At 63.4% G+C, this 15153-nt stretch carries 22 protein-coding genes and 1 tRNA gene; 7 read left to right on the top strand and 16 right to left on the bottom strand.

All coding sequences use genetic code 11. The features are described from left to right. Positions 1–8: 8 nt before the first annotated feature. Both frr and pyrH read right to left on the bottom strand, forming a co-directional pair. Positions 9–566 (bottom strand): ribosome recycling factor, encoded by a 558-nt coding sequence (gene frr / locus ACLIMP_RS08335; RefSeq protein WP_132469079.1) that lies wholly within the window; start codon positions 564–566, stop codon positions 9–11. Positions 567–569: 3 nt separating this feature from the next. Then, positions 570–1292 carry a UMP kinase gene (gene pyrH, locus ACLIMP_RS08330; protein ID WP_054439743.1) on the bottom strand — a complete coding sequence of 241 codons (723 nt, stop codon included), beginning with the start codon at positions 1290–1292 and terminating at the stop codon, positions 570–572. A gap of 77 nt (positions 1293–1369) precedes the next feature. Between pyrH and ACLIMP_RS08325 the strand changes: the two genes are divergently transcribed. Then, a complete protein-coding gene (locus ACLIMP_RS08325) occupies positions 1370–2176 on the top strand; it encodes a hypothetical protein (protein WP_324698698.1) in 807 nt (268 codons plus the stop codon). Between the two features lie 4 nt (positions 2177–2180). Here ACLIMP_RS08325 and ACLIMP_RS08320 read toward each other — a convergent pair whose 3' ends face one another. Beyond that, positions 2181–2609: a winged helix-turn-helix transcriptional regulator gene (locus tag ACLIMP_RS08320; RefSeq protein ID WP_324698697.1), complete on the bottom strand. Its 429-nt coding sequence runs from the start codon at positions 2607–2609 to the stop codon at positions 2181–2183. Positions 2610–2663: 54 nt separating this feature from the next. Here ACLIMP_RS08320 and ACLIMP_RS08315 point away from each other — a divergent pair, with 54 nt between their 5' ends. After that, positions 2664–3272: an NAD(P)-dependent oxidoreductase gene (locus ACLIMP_RS08315; RefSeq protein ID WP_197283093.1), complete on the top strand. Its 609-nt coding sequence runs from the start codon at positions 2664–2666 to the stop codon at positions 3270–3272. Positions 3273–3354: 82 nt separating this feature from the next. Here ACLIMP_RS08315 and tsf read toward each other — a convergent pair whose 3' ends face one another. Continuing rightward, the gene (tsf, locus tag ACLIMP_RS08310) at positions 3355–4278 is read right to left on the bottom strand and encodes a translation elongation factor Ts (protein WP_054439749.1); all 924 of its coding nucleotides are present in this window, start codon (positions 4276–4278) and stop codon (positions 3355–3357) included. A 145-nt stretch (positions 4279–4423) separates the two neighbouring features. Next, positions 4424–5179: a 30S ribosomal protein S2 gene (rpsB, locus tag ACLIMP_RS08305; RefSeq protein WP_054439750.1), complete on the bottom strand. Its 756-nt coding sequence runs from the start codon at positions 5177–5179 to the stop codon at positions 4424–4426. Between the two features lie 406 nt (positions 5180–5585). Here rpsB and ACLIMP_RS08300 point away from each other — a divergent pair, with 406 nt between their 5' ends. Further along, complete coding sequence (locus ACLIMP_RS08300) at positions 5586–5864, top strand: hypothetical protein (protein WP_324698696.1); 279 nt, start codon at positions 5586–5588, stop codon at positions 5862–5864. A gap of 38 nt (positions 5865–5902) precedes the next feature. On the opposite strand, the gene ACLIMP_RS08295 is transcribed toward ACLIMP_RS08300, so the two are convergent. Next, on the bottom strand, positions 5903–6373 hold the full coding sequence (locus ACLIMP_RS08295) for a hypothetical protein (RefSeq protein ID WP_132469077.1): 471 nt from the start codon (positions 6371–6373) through the stop codon (positions 5903–5905). Positions 6374–6565: 192 nt separating this feature from the next. Between ACLIMP_RS08295 and ACLIMP_RS08290 the strand changes: the two genes are divergently transcribed. After that, a complete protein-coding gene (locus tag ACLIMP_RS08290) occupies positions 6566–6865 on the top strand; it encodes a hypothetical protein (protein WP_132469076.1) in 300 nt (99 codons plus the stop codon). On the opposite strand, the gene ACLIMP_RS08285 is transcribed toward ACLIMP_RS08290, so the two are convergent. From ACLIMP_RS08285 to ACLIMP_RS08275, 3 genes are all read right to left on the bottom strand, one after another. Beyond that, on the bottom strand, positions 6843–7583 hold the full coding sequence (locus ACLIMP_RS08285) for a CDP-alcohol phosphatidyltransferase family protein (protein ID WP_054439879.1): 741 nt from the start codon (positions 7581–7583) through the stop codon (positions 6843–6845). The two genes, ACLIMP_RS08290 and ACLIMP_RS08285, sit on opposite strands and share 23 nt — an antisense overlap. A gap of 80 nt (positions 7584–7663) precedes the next feature. Next, entirely contained in the window at positions 7664–8413 is a 750-nt protein-coding gene (locus ACLIMP_RS08280; protein WP_054439880.1) for a phosphatidylserine decarboxylase, read from the bottom strand. Positions 8414–8610: 197 nt separating this feature from the next. Continuing rightward, positions 8611–8696 (bottom strand) — tRNA-Tyr (locus tag ACLIMP_RS08275). A 163-nt stretch (positions 8697–8859) separates the two neighbouring features. On the opposite strand from ACLIMP_RS08275, the gene rlmB reads away from it, so the two are divergent. Both rlmB and ACLIMP_RS08265 read left to right on the top strand, forming a co-directional pair. Beyond that, positions 8860–9687 carry a 23S rRNA (guanosine(2251)-2'-O)-methyltransferase RlmB gene (gene rlmB / locus ACLIMP_RS08270; protein WP_054439760.1) on the top strand — a complete coding sequence of 276 codons (828 nt, stop codon included), beginning with the start codon at positions 8860–8862 and terminating at the stop codon, positions 9685–9687. A gap of 24 nt (positions 9688–9711) precedes the next feature. Continuing rightward, entirely contained in the window at positions 9712–10545 is an 834-nt protein-coding gene (locus ACLIMP_RS08265; protein WP_132469075.1) for a hypothetical protein, read from the top strand. 181 nt (positions 10546–10726) lie between these two features. Here ACLIMP_RS08265 and ACLIMP_RS08260 read toward each other — a convergent pair whose 3' ends face one another. The 4 genes from ACLIMP_RS08260 to ACLIMP_RS08245 form a co-directional block, all read right to left on the bottom strand. Continuing rightward, positions 10727–10999 carry an HU family DNA-binding protein gene (locus ACLIMP_RS08260; RefSeq protein ID WP_054439764.1) on the bottom strand — a complete coding sequence of 91 codons (273 nt, stop codon included), beginning with the start codon at positions 10997–10999 and terminating at the stop codon, positions 10727–10729. A gap of 417 nt (positions 11000–11416) precedes the next feature. After that, positions 11417–11785 carry a 50S ribosomal protein L19 gene (gene rplS, locus ACLIMP_RS08255; RefSeq protein ID WP_054439766.1) on the bottom strand — a complete coding sequence of 123 codons (369 nt, stop codon included), beginning with the start codon at positions 11783–11785 and terminating at the stop codon, positions 11417–11419. Further along, entirely contained in the window at positions 11782–12528 is a 747-nt protein-coding gene (trmD, locus tag ACLIMP_RS08250) for a tRNA (guanosine(37)-N1)-methyltransferase TrmD (RefSeq protein WP_324698694.1), read from the bottom strand. The genes rplS and trmD overlap by 4 nt, the downstream gene beginning before the upstream one ends. Before the next feature lie 57 nt (positions 12529–12585). Further along, positions 12586–13500 carry a LysR substrate-binding domain-containing protein gene (locus ACLIMP_RS08245; RefSeq protein ID WP_185997783.1) on the bottom strand — a complete coding sequence of 305 codons (915 nt, stop codon included), beginning with the start codon at positions 13498–13500 and terminating at the stop codon, positions 12586–12588. Positions 13501–13601: 101 nt separating this feature from the next. On the opposite strand from ACLIMP_RS08245, the gene ACLIMP_RS08240 reads away from it, so the two are divergent. Beyond that, positions 13602–13838, top strand: coding sequence for a hypothetical protein (locus ACLIMP_RS08240; protein ID WP_324698693.1), 237 nt, complete (start codon positions 13602–13604; stop codon positions 13836–13838). Between the two features lie 3 nt (positions 13839–13841). Here ACLIMP_RS08240 and ACLIMP_RS08235 read toward each other — a convergent pair whose 3' ends face one another. The 3 genes from ACLIMP_RS08235 to rpsP are packed head-to-tail and all read right to left on the bottom strand — an operon-like array spanning position 13842 to position 15137. Then, on the bottom strand, positions 13842–14171 hold the full coding sequence (locus tag ACLIMP_RS08235; protein ID WP_443478154.1) for a hypothetical protein: 330 nt from the start codon (positions 14169–14171) through the stop codon (positions 13842–13844). Continuing rightward, the gene (gene rimM, locus ACLIMP_RS08230) at positions 14164–14691 is read right to left on the bottom strand and encodes a ribosome maturation factor RimM (RefSeq protein ID WP_185997786.1); all 528 of its coding nucleotides are present in this window, start codon (positions 14689–14691) and stop codon (positions 14164–14166) included. The genes ACLIMP_RS08235 and rimM overlap by 8 nt, the downstream gene beginning before the upstream one ends. 20 nt (positions 14692–14711) lie before the next feature. Further along, positions 14712–15137, bottom strand: a complete 426-nt coding sequence (gene rpsP / locus ACLIMP_RS08225; RefSeq protein ID WP_054439775.1) for a 30S ribosomal protein S16 — start codon at positions 15135–15137, stop codon at positions 14712–14714. Between the last annotated feature and the right edge of the window lie 16 nt (positions 15138–15153).

Below are 15153 nucleotides of genomic sequence, written 5' to 3'. Positions count from 1 at the left end.
GCAAGGCCTCACTTGCCGAGGATTTCCTTCTCCTTGCGGCCGAATTCCTCGTCGAGCTGCTTGATGATATCGTCGGTCAGCTTCTGGACTTCGGTTTCGCCGCGCTTGCGCTCGTCTTCCGAGATTTCCTTCTTCTTCTCGTCCGCCTTCAGGTTCTCGATACCGTCACGGCGCACGTTGCGCACGGCGACGCGCGCCTTTTCGGCATAGGAGCTGGCGAGCTTGGCCAGTTCCTTGCGGCGTTCCTCGGTCAGGTCGGGAATGGGCAGGCGCAGGGTGTTGCCGTCGCTGATCGGGTTGAGGCCGAGACCGGCCGAGCGGATCGCCTTTTCGACGGGGCCGATGTTCGACTTGTCCCACACCTGCACCGAAAGCATGCGCGGCTCGGGCGCCGAAATCGTGGCGACCTGGGTGATCGGCGTGTTCGCGCCGTAGACGGTGACCATGATCGGTTCGAGCAGCGCCGTATTGGCGCGGCCGGTGCGCAGGCCCGAGAGATCGTGCTTGAGCGCGTCGATGGCGCCCATCATGCGGCGCTCGAGGTCCGCCTTGTCGTACTTGGCCATGAATCAGGCTCCTTTCTGGACGACCGTCTTGATGCCGCCACCCGCGAGAACAGTGGCAAGATTGCCCTTCTCGCGGATCGAGAACACGACGATCGGGATTGAGTTGTCGCGGCACAGGGCCACGGCGGAGGCGTCCATCACCTTCAGGTTGTCGGCAAGGACGGTGTCGTAGTCGACCGAATCATAACGCTTCGCGTCGGGATTGGTCTTGGGATCGCTGTCGTAGACGCCGTCCACGCTGGTGCCCTTGAGCAGGGCGTCGCAGCGCATTTCGGCGGCGCGCAGGGCAGCGCCCGAATCGGTCGTGAAATAGGGTGCGCCCACGCCGGCGGCGAAGATCACCACGCGGCCCTTTTCGAGGTGACGCTCGGCGCGACGGCGGATCACCGGCTCGCAGACCTGATCCATCTGGACGGCGGACTGCACGCGGGTTTCCACGCCCAGCTGCTCAAGCGCGTTCTGCATCGCGAGCGCATTCATGACAGTGGCCAGCATGCCCATGTAGTCGGCCTGCGCACGGTCCATGCCGCGCGCGGCACCGGCCATGCCGCGGAAGATATTGCCGCCGCCGATGACAAGGCAGATCTCCAGCCCGGTCTCCTTGGCCGCCTTCACTTCCCTGGCGAGTTCAGCGACGAAATCGGGGTCGATCCCGAACTGCTGGCTCCCCATCAAGACCTCGCCCGACAGTTTGAGAAGGACGCGCTTGTAGGGGGAAGAACTCATGGCCGCACAATCTCCTCTGGGCAGGACCGCCCGGCTTTAGGAGCGCGCGCGCGGATTGCCAAGGGGCGAGCTTGTGGATGAGCGCGGGCGACCCGCAGAAAAGGCCCCAGTTTGACTTGCCTAAGATGATAGGCAAGAAAAACACTATGGGGACTTCGTATATTGCTCGGCATCACCTTTCCTGTCTTGCGGCGATGACGATATTCGTCAGTTTGAGGGGCGATGCTCCGCCAACGCAATATGAATCATTGCCATCATCAGGCAGCGAACAACCGGCTACCTGCAAGCCCGAACTGCGGCCTGACGATCCGGCCCTTCTCACGCGCGAAACGCGTGGCTATTTTCCTAAAGAATGGACATCGCTGGGCCTGCAATGCAATCGTCACTGCTTACCGCTATTCTCGCCTTTTGAAAGAGAATGGTATTCCGATGCCCTCGCCGCAGCGGGGGAGCCATCCTTGGCTTCGGCCTCATTGTCCGATCGGACTGAACAAGAACAGTTTCGATTTACGTGGCTGCCCACTTTCCATCATCCGGTGGTCGTGCGTGTAACTTTCGACGCGGAGGGCGGCCGACTGGACGCCGTAGAACTTTCAGGCTCAGGGGGCTATGAGCCCGGCAAGATCGGCCGACAGATCCATCGCCCCTTGCAGCCGGATGAACTGGTTAAAATCAGGCAGGCATCGGCCGAGACAATGCTGTTCGAATTCCGCAGCGTCGAATGCGGCAAGGTCGGAATCGACGGATCCGAATGGCTTTTCGAAAAACGTGACGCCAATGGCTATCACTTTGGCAATTACTGGGCCCCGGAAAAGAACAGGGCACGCCGCACAGGCGAATTAATGCTGCGCTTGACGGGCTGGAAGTTCAGGAAAATTTACTGAAGCCTCACGCTCCGATCAGTCGTTCCCGCTCTCGTGTATCATAGGCACACTGCGCTTCTCCCACCATCGCCATGCGTCGCTCGGCCCAGTCGATCATTGCCTGAAGCGCCTCGATAAGTTCGCTGCCAAGCGGCGTGATCGCATAACTGACGGTGACAGGCACAGTCGGCACGACATGACGCGCGACCAGCCCGTCCCGCTCCAGCGAACGTAAGGTCTGGCTCAGCATCTTCTGCGAGATTCCGTCGATCCGGCGCTTGAGCGCATTGAAGCGCATCTGGCCCCCGCCAAGCGTCGTCAAAATCAGCACGCTCCACTTATCGGCAATACGGTCGAGCAGCTGCCGGGTCGGACAATTCGCGGCATAGACGTCCGGCTGCCTGCCGCCGGTTTCCTCCGGGTAACCCGGTGCGATGAAAGTGCCTTCTTGCATAGGCGCACCCCATGCCACACTTGGTCACTATTGGAAACTAGTGGAGTAATCGTAATGAAGATCGCAGTCCTCGGCGCCAGCGGCCGCGCCGGATCGGAAATCGTCAAAGAAGCCGCCGCACGCGGCCATGAAGTGCTCGCCATCGCGCGCAATCCCGAAAAGATCGCCGCTGCTCCGGGCGTAACCGCCGAAGCCGGCGACGCCGCAGACCCCGAAGCCCTCGCGGCGCTCATCGCCGGTAGCGACGCCGTGATCAGCGCCCTGCACTTCGACGTTCCGGCCGAAACCTTGCTTTCCGCAATCCGCAAGGCCGGAGTTTCGCGCCTGCTGGTCACCGGCGGCGCCGCCAGTCTCGAAGTGGCGCCCGGCAAGCGCCTCATCGATTCGCCCGACTTCCCCGAGGAATGGAAGCCCTTTGCCATGGGCGGCATCACCTTCCTCGACGCCCTGAGAAAGACGGACGACGTGGACTGGACGTTCTTCTCGCCCGCAGCGCTGATCTTCGAAGGCCCGCGCACCGGCTCCTATCGCCCCGGCACCGACCAGCTCGTCACGGACGAAGCGGGCGAGAGCAAGATCAGCTTCGCCGACTACGCCATCGCCATGGTGGACGAACTGGAAGCCCACAACCACAGCCGCGCGCGCTTCACCGCTGCGTACTGATCCGGCGCTACGGCACGCATAGAAAAAGGGCCGGGAAGCCAACGCTCCCCGGCCCTTTTCTTATCTCGGTATCCGCGAAGGATCAGCCGGCGACAGCGGCAGCCACTTCGGCTGCGAAGTCGGTGACTTCCTTCTCGATGCCTTCGCCGAGCTGGAAGCGGACATAGTCCTTCAGCACGATCTTGGCGCCGGCTTCCTTGCCGGCCTGGTCGACGACCTGCTGGATCGGGGTCTTGTTGTCCATGACGAAGACCTGCGAGAGCAGAGCGTTTTCCTTGGCGTACTTGGCGATCGCACCGTCGACCATCTTGGCCTGCACGGCTTCGGGCTTGCCCGATTCCGCGGCCTTTTCTTCGGCGATCTTGCGCTCGCGCGCGATCAGCTCGGCGTCGAGGTCGTCGGCGTTGAGGGCCAGCGGGAAGGCAGCGGCGATGTGCATCGCGATCTGCTTGCCGAGCGCTTCGAGAACGTCAGCCGAAGCTTCCGATTCGAGAGCGACGAGCACGCCGATCTTGCCGAGGTTCGGCGCAGCAGCGTTGTGCATGTAGGGAACGACGAGGCCCTGAGCGACTTCGACGGTCTTCAGGCGGCGAACCTGCTGGTTCTCGCCGATGGTCGCAACGTTGTTGGTCAGCGCGTCGCCAACGGTGCCGCCATTCGGGTAGGCAGCGGCCTTGAGCGCTTCCACGTCGTCACCGGCAACGCCGAGGGCGACTTCGGTGGTCTTGCGGACGAAGTCCTGGAACTGGTCGTTCTTCGCAACGAAGTCCGTTTCCGAGTTCACTTCGACGGCAACGCCCTTGGTGCCGGTGACGGCAACGCCGACCAGACCTTCGGCAGCCGTGCGGCTCGACTTCTTGGCGGCAGCGGCCAGACCGCGAGCGCGCAGCGCGTCAACGGCGGCTTCGAGATCGCCACCGGTCTCGTCGAGGGCCTTCTTGCAGTCCATCATGCCGGCGCCGGTGCGCTCGCGCAGGTTCTTCACGTCAGCGGCGGTGTAAGCCATCGCTCAAATCCTCTTGCTTGGTGGGGCCGCATTTCACGGCCTTTAAAATGCCCAGGTCGCCCTGCGACCCGGAAATGGAACGCGCGCCAGGCCCATTGGACCCGGCGCGCGACAATTCCATGACGAAAAGTCGTCGCCGGACCTATCAGGCCTCGACTGCTTCCTCGGCAACCGGCACTTCCATGGCGCCGAGATCGGCACCGCTGTTGACCAGCGCGTCACGGCCACCCTTGGTCGCGGCCTGGGCGACGGCGTCGCAGTACAGGCGCACGGCGCGGCTGGCGTCGTCGTTACCCGGGATCGGGAACGAGATGCCCTGCGGGTTCACGTTGGTGTCGAGCACGGCAACGACCGGAATACCAAGGACGTTGGCTTCCTTGATGGCCAGGTCTTCCTTGTTGGCGTCGATCACGAACATCACGTCCGGAATGCCGCCCATGTCGCGGATGCCGCCGAGCGAAAGCTCAAGCTTGTCACGCTCGCGGGTGAGCTGAAGGACTTCCTTCTTGGTCAGGCCGGTGGTGTCGCCCGAAAGCTGCTCTTCAAGAGCCTTGAAGCGCTTGATCGAACCCGAGATCGTCTTCCAGTTGGTGAGCATGCCGCCCAGCCAGCGGTGGTTGACGTAGTGCTGACCGCAAGCGCGGGCGGCCTGTGCGATGGGCTCCTGAGCCTGGCGCTTGGTGCCGACGAAGAGCACCTTGCCGCCGGCCTGGACAGTGGCCTGCACGAACTCGAGAGCGCGCGCGAACAGCGGCACTGTCTGCGAAAGGTCGATGATGTGGATGCCGTTGCGGGCGCCGAAGATGTACGGCTTCATCCGCGGGTTCCAGCGGTGGGTCTGGTGGCCGAAGTGAGCGCCGGCTTCGATGAGCTGCTGCATGGAGACGACAGGAGCCGCCATAGGTAATTCCTTTCCGGTTAGGCCTCTGGAAAGCAGGAACCAGGCGTGGGACGAACCCATGACACCAAGGCACCGGTATGTGCGCTTTCCATGTGGATTGCCCGATTCGCCAGATACCGCGAATTCGGTATCGTCCCTCGAGCGGGGCCGCCCTTAGCGCCGTTGCCGGAGAAAATCCAGCCTCAATTCGATCGCGTTCCGCCGTTCCGCAAAGGCATCTCGTCGCAGACACCTCCGCTTCCGATGCAACTGGCGGAAACCAAACGCCTTCCACCGTTTTTCCACAGGGTAATCCCTGTTATATCCACTGACGCGGAAAGGCAGAGGCTTCCGCTTTCGCAGGAGAAGAGCCGGGGACTTTCGTTCAATGCGCCCAGGGGGCAGGGCGCGAAGCAGGACACATGCAATGAGCCTCCTTCCACCCATCCTATTCGCGATCGGCGCCTGCGTTGCGATCAGGGCGATCTGGGGCACCTATCGCAGCACCCTCCCCGCGATCCGTGCCCTTCATCGGGCTTCCCACATCGCAGCCGCATCCGGCGACATCGAATGGTCCACGTTCGAGCGCCGCTCCACCACGCATGACAGCACCGCCCGCGCTGTTCGCCGCAACCGGCGCCCGATCCGCTCCAAACCGGCACCGCACCATCCGCAGCGCCCGGTGCGAGAACGCACCGCAGCATAACTCGTCGCCTCAAAAACGGACAGAGTGCCAACTGCGCCTCAGTGCAGTCGCCGCGAACCTTCCAGCCCGAATGCCTGATCGATCGTGCGATCATCCGCAGCCACTTCGGTTTCGATCACCTCATCCAGCAGCGGGCTCGTATGATCGATGATCGCCTGCATCTGCATCACCGCCTCCGCAATCGCCGCCGAAGAACGGCAGGACGGCATCAGGTCAACGATGATGACAAGCCCATGCTGCGAATCCACCGAGAAACGGCACCCCAGCAGGCGGTCGTGCAGCCTTGCCAGAGTCAGGCATAGCGCGGGCCCCGGTTCGACATCGTCCAGCACCAGCCCTTTCACCTGGATCCAGCCATCCACGCAGAACACCGACCAGACGCTTCCCGCTTCCTGATCGTTAAGCACCAGTTCGCTGTCGTCGATGATCTCGATCTCGAACTGGTTGGCCGCGCACCATTCGCGCAATCCTTCGAGTTCGCCAAGGCTGACGCGGGTTTCCTCGCTCATGCGGCGACTTTCGGGAACCGAGCCAAGCACTGGGCAGAAGCCTCCTCGCAGGTCATGCCTTTACGCTTGACAGCATGAGAACAAATTGAGAACAACGTCATCACAGGAACATTGATAGAACGATTCTCGGTTTTCCACAAGCTCTCCACAGGCTGGGCAGAGAATGTGGACGATGGTTCGAAAGGAACGATCATGACTGCATTTGCCGCCTGTCTCTTCGTTGTAGCCGCGCTGGTTTCCGCCCACGTCATCTGGTCGAACTGGCTTCGCCATGCCGATACGGTTCGCGGGCTGCGCACGGCACTGCGCCAATGCCCCGAAACGGTGATGCTGGAATGGAAGATGGTGGAGCGGGTGCCCCTGCCCACGCTCGCAATCCTCAGGAAGGACCGCATGACCCGCATCCGCCGTACCCAGTGGACGCCGGGTTTGGAATGGCCCTCCACGGAGCGCGCGGAAGGCGAATGGACTACCGGGGAACTCGCCGCCTGACCTTCGAGTAGCTGGCGATTCCTACGGGAATCAGCAGGATATAGGCGATGGTGATCACGGCCAGCGTGAACCAGGGCTCGGTCAGCAGCGCGGCCACTGTCAGGCCGACCAGCGCGAGAACGCCAAGACGCAGACTGGGCGGAGGCCGCATCTTTGCCCAACTGAGCGTAGGCAGGCTGGAAATCATCAGGAAAGCGACCAGCACCATCCACACGCTCACCGCGACGGGATTGGCGAATTCGGAAATTCCGCTGGCGATCCACAAGTACATCGGCAGGAACGCGAGCCCGGCGCCCAGCGGCGCGGGAACACCGGTCAGGAAACCTGCCTGCTTGTGAGGCTGGTCCTGCTCGTCAAGCCGGGAATTGAAACGTGCGAGCCGCAACACGCAGCAGATCGCAAACGCCAGCGCCGCGATCCAGCCAAGGCTGGGAAGCTGGTGCAGGGTCCAGAGATAGACGATCAACGCCGGCGCAACGCCGAACGAGATCGAATCCGCCAGACTATCCAGTTCGGCACCGAAGCGGGTCTGGGCCTTGAGCAGGCGCGCCGCGCGGCCGTCTATGCCGTCAAGCAGGCCGGCAAGGATGATGGCCTGAACCGCTCGCTCGTAGTCGCCGCCGATGGCAAAGCGAATGCCGGTCAATCCCGAGCAAAGCGCGGCAGCGGTGATGGCGTTGGGCACGAAGACGCGCATCGGAAGCCCGGCGGCCGCCATCCGGCCGCGCGCACGCGGGCCTGCGGCGTCGAAATCGCCGGTCTCGTCGATCCCGGCTTCATCGATCGCAGGCCCATCGTTCACTGGGCGATACCCTCGATCACGGGCGCGGAGCCGAGTTCGGCGAGAATCGTTTCGCCGGCCACGATCTTCTGCCCCATGAGCACCTTGGGCTCGGTTCCAGCGGGAAGATAGACATCCACACGGCTACCGAAACGGATCAGGCCCATGCGCTGACCGGCGGCAAGCATGTCGCCCGGCTTCACGAAGGGAACGATGCGGCGCGCAACCAGACCGGCAATCTGCGTGAAGCAGATGCGAAGCCCGTCGCCGCGCTCCACCAGGATGTGCTGGCGCTCGTTTTCTTCACTCGCCTTGTCGAGATCGGCGTTCACGAACCGGCCGGGAATGTAGATCACCCGGCGCACCGTGCCGCCAATGGGCGTGCGATTGATGTGAACGTCGAACACGCTCATGAAGATCGAGATGCGGGTGACCGGTTCGGTCGACATCGGCTCAGAACCGCTGCCATCCTCCACCGTCAGCTCACGGGGCGGCGATACCTTGCCGATGAGCGTGACCAGGCCGTCGGCCGGAGCGACGATATAGCGATCATCCTGCGGCGTAACGCGGACGGGATCGCGGAAGAAGGCCAGCACGCACAGCGTCAGGACCGCCAGCGGCCATCCCACCCACGGACCGAAAACGATCCATCCGAACAGCGCGATAGCTGCGGCGATGGCGCCGAACTTGCGACCCTCGCCATGGATGGAGGGCCAGTTCCAGGACGCTTCGCCGCGCCCCTGATTATCAAGAATTTCTCCGGGCATCACCATCCTCTAGTCAGTGTCCACCGCTCCCGCAATGCCGGGAAGCGAGCCATGTTCCCATTCAACGGGATTGTCGGAAAGACGGCGGGGGATAGTTTTCGGCGAAAAGCGCGACAGGACACTTGAAGCGGCGTTGCCGGCAAAGGCAAAACCTGGTCAGCCGCACCCCGAAGGGAATGTCCTGTTGAGGAAACCGGTGGTGGACAGGGCTGGATTCGAACCAGCGTACGCTTGCACGGGCAGATTTACAGTCTGCTGCCTTTAACCACTCGGCCACCTGTCCACACCAGTTATGGCGGGGGTCAAACTCTCGAAAGACCCGTTGTGTTGAGGCCCTGAAGTCAGAGCCTCGCTGCCGAGGAGCGCGCCTATGTAGAACCCGGCCTTGCCTGTCAATGGGGGGAATGGCAGGAGCGGCATAGTTTTTTCGAATAAGGACAATTTTCATGACCAATCGTAGCGACCGGCAAGAAGGCGACCGCGAAGGCGGACGCTCCGGAAAGGCGCTGCGCGGCCGCGCGGGCCGGATGAAGAACGGCCGTGGCAGCGGGCGAGCGAGCACGGGCATGATCCGGCTCTGGGGCCGGCACGCGGTAGAAGCCGCGCTGAAGAACCCGAATCGCAACCACCGCAAGCTCTGGGCGACTCGCGAGGGCGTGGAAGCGCTCGACGGCGAACTGCCTGCCGACTTCCCGGTGGAATGGGCACAGCCCGCCGACCTCGCCCGCCTCGTCGCCCGGGACGCCCCGCATCAGGGCCTCGTGCTCGAATGCACGCCGCTCGACGACATCTTCATCGACGACGTGCTCGACGGCGATCCGTCGCGGCCCGTGATCGTGCTCGACCAGGTGACCGACCCGCACAACGTCGGCGCCATCATGCGCTCCGCGGCAGCCTTCAATGCCTGCGCAATCGTTACCCAGGACCGCCATGCGCCCCCGGAATCGGGCACCTTGGCCAAGAGCGCCTCGGGTGCGCTCGAAACCCTGCCCTGGGTCCGCGTGGTGAACCTTGCGCGCGCGCTCGAAGAGATCGCCGAAGCCGGGTACTGGCGCATCGGACTTGACGGCGCCGCAGAATCCACACTCGGCCAGGCCCTGCCGACCGGCCCCGTCGCCCTCGTGCTCGGCGCCGAGGGGGACGGCATGCGCCACAACATCGTCCAGCACTGCGATTCGATCGCCAAGCTGCCCATCAGCGAGGCCATGGAAAGCCTCAACGTCAGCAATGCGGCAGCCATCGCCCTCTATGCCGTCGCCACGCGGTCCGAATAATCCGAAATCGAGAGGGCACTCATCATGAACCGAATCGAACGGCGTCCTCCGGGACGCCGCCTTCTCGCCGGGCTGGGCGTTACCGCCCTCGCCCTGCTTGCGGCGGCCTGCATCTTCGCGCCCGGCAAGTTCACCTCCACCCTGGACTTGCGCAAGGATCGCAGCTTCGCCTTCCGCTACACCGGCGAGATAGTGATGGTGCCGCTCCAGTCATCCAAACCGGCCGTGTTCGAGCCGGAGACCTGCCACGACGACGACTATAACGATCGCGCGTGCACGGACGAAGAACTCGCCCAGCAAAAGACCGACTGGGAAAGCTCCAGCAAGGAAAAGAAGAAGAGCGACGCCCAGGCCGCCCAGATGCTGCTGGGCGGGCTCGATCCGAGCGATCCCAAGGCAGGGGAGCAAATCGCCGAGAAGCTGCGCCGGCAGACCGGATGGAACAAGGTTACCTACATGGGCGACGGCAGGTTCGACGTGGACTTCGCCATCGCCGGAAGGCTCGACCATGACTTCGCCTTCCCGACCATCGAAGGCTTCGCGATGAGCAACCATTTCGTCCAGCTTTCGCTGCGCCGCGATGGCACGGTCCGCATGGATGCCCCTTCGTTCGGCCCGCAAGGCGGTTCGTCGGCCATGGGCGCAATGATGAGCGGTGCGCTCAACGACAAGGCCGGTGACATGGCCGACGGCAATACCCAGGCCGACGGCACCTTCACGCTGACCACGGACGGCGAAATCCTCGCCAACAATACCGACGAGGGGGCCGTGACCGCTCCTGGCGGCAAATCGCTGTTCTGGAAGGTCGATCCCCGCACACCGGCAGCGCCGACAGCGCTGGTCAGGCTGAAGCCCTGACGCGGATTGGCCGGGCCCGAAAGGTCCGGCCATGGCCTGCCTGCCCGGCAGGTCGTCTTCCGGCTTTACGAAAAGTCATGACTTCAAGGACATGACCTCAAACGAAAAACGCCGCGCCAACCCGAAGGTTGGCGCGGCGTAATCTTATCAGCCTGCGAGGCGAAGCAGGCTGCAAGGATGCTTAGTTGACAGCGTCCTTGAGGCCCTTGCCGGCCTTGAACTTCGGCTGAGCCGAAGCCTTGATTTCCATCGGTTCGCCGGTGCGCGGGTTGCGGCCGGTCGAGGCCTTGCGCTTGGCGACCGAGAAGGTGCCGAAGCCGACCAGGCGAACTTCGTCGCCGGCCTTCAGCGCGCCAGTGATGGCGTCGAACACGCTTTCGACAGCCTTGGTGGCATCGCTACGGGTAAGACCGCTCGAGTCGGCAACGGCGCTGATGAGATCGTTCTTGTTCATTATGGGTACCCCCTAACCTTTCAGTTGAATCGGATGTGACGGGAATATTCGGATTCGCCTCTGGACGGGGACGGAATTGAGCGGGTTTTGCGCGCGGTGTCAAAGCCTAAACAGAGCCAAAAGTGGCAGTTTATCGCGTTTTTCCGCCGTTCAGATGACGATTCCTGAATTGTGCAATGCAGCATTATGAAATGCAGCGCATCTGCTCCCCCTTTCGAGCGAGCCAATACGGTACTGCGCGTATGCCGCGTGCCGTTCCTGAGCCGATATCGAGCGATTCGTCGAATGGAATCAGCTCAGTAGATGGCGCAATAAAAGCAACTGCGCCCACCTGCCGCAAGGCGCAAAAAAGGCGGTCCGAAATCGAACCGCCTCTCAGGCTGCCCGCCCCTTTCGGGCCGGGCAATCGACCAGGGCTTACGCCTTGGTGTCGTTGACGCGGCGCTCGGCGATGCGGGCGCGCTTGCCGGTACGACCACGCAGGTAGTACAGCTTCGCACGACGCACGACGCCGTGACGAACCACGGTGATCGAATCGATGTTCGGCGAGTAGAGCGGGAATACGCGCTCGACGCCTTCACCGAAGCTCATCTTGCGAACGGTGAAGTTCGAACCCATGCCACGGTTCGAGCGCGCGATGCACACGCCCTCGTAAGCCTGGACGCGGGTACGGGTGCCTTCGACAACCTTCACGCCGACGCGGACGGTATCGCCCGGACGGAAGGTCGGGATATCCTTGGCGGCCTTGGCAATTTCCTCGGCCTCGATCTGCTGAATCAGGTTCATGAACCCAAATCCTCGTTTTTGCGCCGCGCACCAGAGGCAGACTGGCCCCGAACGTCCCTGTGACGTTCCCAAAGGTCCGGCCTGCGTGACCGTGTATCCTCCGCCGCCTGTTGTTTCCGCCAGGCAGCGATTTTCGCATGATCCCCCGATCGCAGCACTTCAGGGATCGTGCGCCCTTCCCACTCGGTGGGTCGGGTATATTGCGGGTATTCGAGAAGACCGTCCTCGAACGATTCCTCGGTCCCGCTGGAAGCCGCGCCCATTACGCCGGGAAGCAGGCGAATGCAAGCGTCAAGCAGCAGGATTGCCGCGGGTTCACCCCCGGAAAGCACCGCATCGCCGACGGACATCTCCTCGACCTGCCGGCCTTCGAAGATCCGCTCGTCGAAACCCTCGAACCTTCCGCACAGGACGATGACACCGGGACCGTCCGCGAGTTCGCGGACGCGGGCCTGCGAGATCGGCTTGCCGCGCGGGGTCATCGCGATGATCGGCGCATCGGGATTGATCGAACGTGCATGGTCGATGGCGGCGGCCAGGATATCCACCTTGAGAACCATTCCCGCCCCGCCCCCGGCGGGCGTATCGTCAACCGTGCGGTGCTTGTCCTTCGCGAAATCGCGAATATGCACCGCATCGATCGACCACTTGCCCTCGGCCAGCCCGCGCCCGGCCAGCGACAGGCCCAGCGAGCCGGGGAACATCTCGGGATAAAGCGTGAGAACGGTGGCGTTGAAAGTCATGCGCGCGGCAAAGCCCAAATCGGCCCCCGCGACAAGGGGCTGCGGCCGAAAAGTGGCTCAGAAAGGCTCCCATACTTCCGCCGGGAGGCTTCCCTTGTCCGCGGCGACCTCTTCCCGCAGCCATTCGCGCAGCCGCTCGATCTTGCGCAGGCCCACACGACCGTCCGGATGGACCAGCCAGTGCGAATTGCCCGGCATGTAGAGCGTCTCGAAAGGCTGGACGAGGCGACCGCTCGCCATTTCCGCACGCCAGAACAAGGGCGACATCAGCGCCACACCGAACCCGCTCATCACCACGCTGGCCTCGGGCAACTGGTTGTCCATGTACATCCCCCCGCGCTGGAGCGGCGGCGCATCCACCCCGGCCGCTTCGAACCAGGCAGACCACCAGGGATCGTCGGGCGTCAGGCGCTCGACCCTGAGCAGGTCTTCAGGCCTGCGGATGGCGTGCATTTCGAGGAAGGCGGGCGAACACATCGGCGCCAGGTGCTGTCGGAACAGGAATTCCGAGCGCATTCCCGGCCAGTTGCCCTTCCCTGCCCGAATCGCGACATCGAACGAGGACGCGGAAAGGTCGATCACATCGTTCGAAAGCGACAATCGCACCGCAATATCGGGATGGCGCAACTGGAACCGCCCAATCCGCGCGCCCAGCCAGGCCCCGCCGATCGAGGTGAGCGAGGTTATGGACAGGACTTCGTGATCTTCCTCGCGAATGGCCGCGAAGGCTTCCGCCATGCCGCCAAAGGCCGCACTTATCGCGGGAAGCAGGCGAAGCCCCGCCTCCGAAAGCCGGACCCGGCCCTTGCCGCGCACGAAAAGCGCGCGGCCGACCCGGTCCTCCAGCTGGCGGATCTGATAGCTGATGGCGGCCTGGGTCATGCCCAGTTCTTCGGCCGCGCGCGAGAAGTTCTCGTGGCGGCCCGCCGCCTCGAAGGCACGGATGGCGGTCAGGGGCGGAAGGCGGTCCATGCGCAGATCATAAGCCTGCCTTATACTCCATGCCAATCGTCTTGTTGGCGCTCCTGCTCCGGCAGGTTCATCTCACGGCCTTCGCAACAAGGATGCATGCCATGCAGGACGAACACTTCATGCGGCAGTGGAGCCAGTGTCACACCCGCTTTTCGAACGATGTGAACGATGGCCTTGCAAGAGTGGCAGTGGGGATGAGCGGACGGCGCATGCCAAAAGCCGGGCTTATCGCCTTTGTGCTTATCGGCATGCTGGGCGCCACTGTCGCGGGCAGTTTCGCGCTCGGCAGCGCCGCGCCGACGACACCGGCCGGTCAGGCCGAACAGCCCGCGCCCTGACCGCTAGTCGAAAATGGCAGGAAGATGCGCCGCGCCGTCATGACGCCAGCGACGCGCCAGATAGAGGGTGGCGGGCAAGCAGACGCCGCCTCCGATGAAAAGTGCCGGAAGCAGCGACGCGAAAGCATGAAGCACGCCGGCCTGGAAAGCCTCCGGTTCGCCCAGAAGAACCATGGCCCCGGCTACCACGACCGCACCCGCCAGAACGGCAATAGCCCCGCGCAGCAGGCCATGCATGCGCGGGGCTATCCGGCGTAGAAGCAGCAGGAGCGCAACGCAGGGCAGATTGGCGATGATCGTTATCGCCGCCAGCCCCACGAGGAAATCACTCATCCGCGAAGGCGGCGGCAATCACGATCCGCTCATGATCCCATTCGGGAACGGCGGTTTCGTTCATCGGCACCATGAAGCGGCGGCTTCTGGCGCTTTTGGCACCATCTTCGCCCTCACCCACCGGACGCTCGATCTCGATCACATCGCCGGCACCGAAGTTGTCGATCGCGATGCAGATGCCAAGCTCCTCGCCCGCGTCCGAAACGGCGCGCAGGCCGAGCAGGTCGGCGTGGTAATACTCGCCCTCGCCCAGTTCCGGCATTTGCGAGCGCGGAACGGTGAGCGCGGTACCGCGCAGCTTTTCGGCGGCGTTGCGGTCGGTCACTTCCTCGAAGCGAGCGATCGCGCCGCCCTTGCCGTCGTCGCGCAGCTTGGCGAGCGTCAGGGTGGAATCGTTGAAGGCGCGGTAGCGCTTGAGCGCGGCCACGCCTTCACCGAACAGCTTGAGGCGAACCTCGCCCGTCACGCCGTGCGCGCCGGTAACGGCAGCAAGCGTGACGGGGCGGTCTTGACCAGCCATTGTGGATTCGAACCTGAAGCTTAGGCTTCGGTCGATTCCTCAGCGGCTGCTTCAGCCGGAGCTTCCTCGGCCGGAGCAGCAGCTGCCGCAGCAGCGGCTTCTTCAGCTTCGCGCAGCTTCTCGGCCTTTTCCTCGGCGCGGTCCTTGGCCTTCTTGCCCGGCTCAGCCTTGTTCGGGTTCACGGTGGCGGCGCGTTCCTTGATGCCGGCCTTGTCGAGCAGGCGGGCAACGCGGTCGGTCGGCTGTGCGCCAACGCCGAGCCAGTAGCGAACGCGGTCCTCGACCAGACGCACGCGGTTCTCGTCTTCCTTGGCGAGGACCGGGTTGTAGGTGCCGACCTGCTCAAGATACTTGCCGTCGCGCGGAGCGCGCGAGTTGGAGACGACGATCTTGTAGTAAGGACGCTTCTTCGCGCCACCGCGCGACAGACGGATCGAAACGGACATTGCTCTACCTTTCCTT

Origin of the sequence: Novosphingobium aeonii, assembly GCF_052279045.1 — a bacterium.
Classification (GTDB): Bacteria; Pseudomonadota; Alphaproteobacteria; order Sphingomonadales; family Sphingomonadaceae; genus Novosphingobium.
This window is presented reverse-complemented; position numbering and strand designations above follow the sequence as displayed.

Bases quoted from the DNA above. Each gene is read 5' to 3' on its own strand.
- frr (WP_132469079.1), bottom strand. From the start codon at position 566: ATGGCCAAGTACGACAAGGCGGACCTCGAGCGCCGCATGATGGGCGCC.
- pyrH (WP_054439743.1), bottom strand. From the start codon at position 1,292: ATGAGTTCTTCCCCCTACAAGCGCGTCCTTCTCAAACTGTCGGGCGAG.
- ACLIMP_RS08325 (WP_324698698.1), top strand. From the start codon at position 1,370: ATGAGCGCGGGCGACCCGCAGAAAAGGCCCCAGTTTGACTTGCCTAAG.
- ACLIMP_RS08320 (WP_324698697.1), bottom strand. From the start codon at position 2,609: ATGCAAGAAGGCACTTTCATCGCACCGGGTTACCCGGAGGAAACCGGC.
- ACLIMP_RS08315 (WP_197283093.1), top strand. From the start codon at position 2,664: ATGAAGATCGCAGTCCTCGGCGCCAGCGGCCGCGCCGGATCGGAAATC.
- tsf (WP_054439749.1), bottom strand. From the start codon at position 4,278: ATGGCTTACACCGCCGCTGACGTGAAGAACCTGCGCGAGCGCACCGGC.
- rpsB (WP_054439750.1), bottom strand. From the start codon at position 5,179: ATGGCGGCTCCTGTCGTCTCCATGCAGCAGCTCATCGAAGCCGGCGCT.
- ACLIMP_RS08300 (WP_324698696.1), top strand. From the start codon at position 5,586: ATGAGCCTCCTTCCACCCATCCTATTCGCGATCGGCGCCTGCGTTGCG.
- ACLIMP_RS08295 (WP_132469077.1), bottom strand. From the start codon at position 6,373: ATGAGCGAGGAAACCCGCGTCAGCCTTGGCGAACTCGAAGGATTGCGC.
- ACLIMP_RS08290 (WP_132469076.1), top strand. From the start codon at position 6,566: ATGACTGCATTTGCCGCCTGTCTCTTCGTTGTAGCCGCGCTGGTTTCC.
- ACLIMP_RS08285 (WP_054439879.1), bottom strand. From the start codon at position 7,583: ATGGCGGCCGCCGGGCTTCCGATGCGCGTCTTCGTGCCCAACGCCATC.
- ACLIMP_RS08280 (WP_054439880.1), bottom strand. From the start codon at position 8,413: ATGCCCGGAGAAATTCTTGATAATCAGGGGCGCGGCGAAGCGTCCTGG.
- rlmB (WP_054439760.1), top strand. From the start codon at position 8,860: ATGACCAATCGTAGCGACCGGCAAGAAGGCGACCGCGAAGGCGGACGC.
- ACLIMP_RS08265 (WP_132469075.1), top strand. From the start codon at position 9,712: ATGAACCGAATCGAACGGCGTCCTCCGGGACGCCGCCTTCTCGCCGGG.
- ACLIMP_RS08260 (WP_054439764.1), bottom strand. From the start codon at position 10,999: ATGAACAAGAACGATCTCATCAGCGCCGTTGCCGACTCGAGCGGTCTT.
- rplS (WP_054439766.1), bottom strand. From the start codon at position 11,785: ATGAACCTGATTCAGCAGATCGAGGCCGAGGAAATTGCCAAGGCCGCC.
- trmD (WP_324698694.1), bottom strand. From the start codon at position 12,528: ATGACTTTCAACGCCACCGTTCTCACGCTTTATCCCGAGATGTTCCCC.
- ACLIMP_RS08245 (WP_185997783.1), bottom strand. From the start codon at position 13,500: ATGGACCGCCTTCCGCCCCTGACCGCCATCCGTGCCTTCGAGGCGGCG.
- ACLIMP_RS08240 (WP_324698693.1), top strand. From the start codon at position 13,602: ATGCAGGACGAACACTTCATGCGGCAGTGGAGCCAGTGTCACACCCGC.
- ACLIMP_RS08235 (WP_443478154.1), bottom strand. From the start codon at position 14,171: ATGAGTGATTTCCTCGTGGGGCTGGCGGCGATAACGATCATCGCCAAT.
- rimM (WP_185997786.1), bottom strand. From the start codon at position 14,691: ATGGCTGGTCAAGACCGCCCCGTCACGCTTGCTGCCGTTACCGGCGCG.
- rpsP (WP_054439775.1), bottom strand. From the start codon at position 15,137: ATGTCCGTTTCGATCCGTCTGTCGCGCGGTGGCGCGAAGAAGCGTCCT.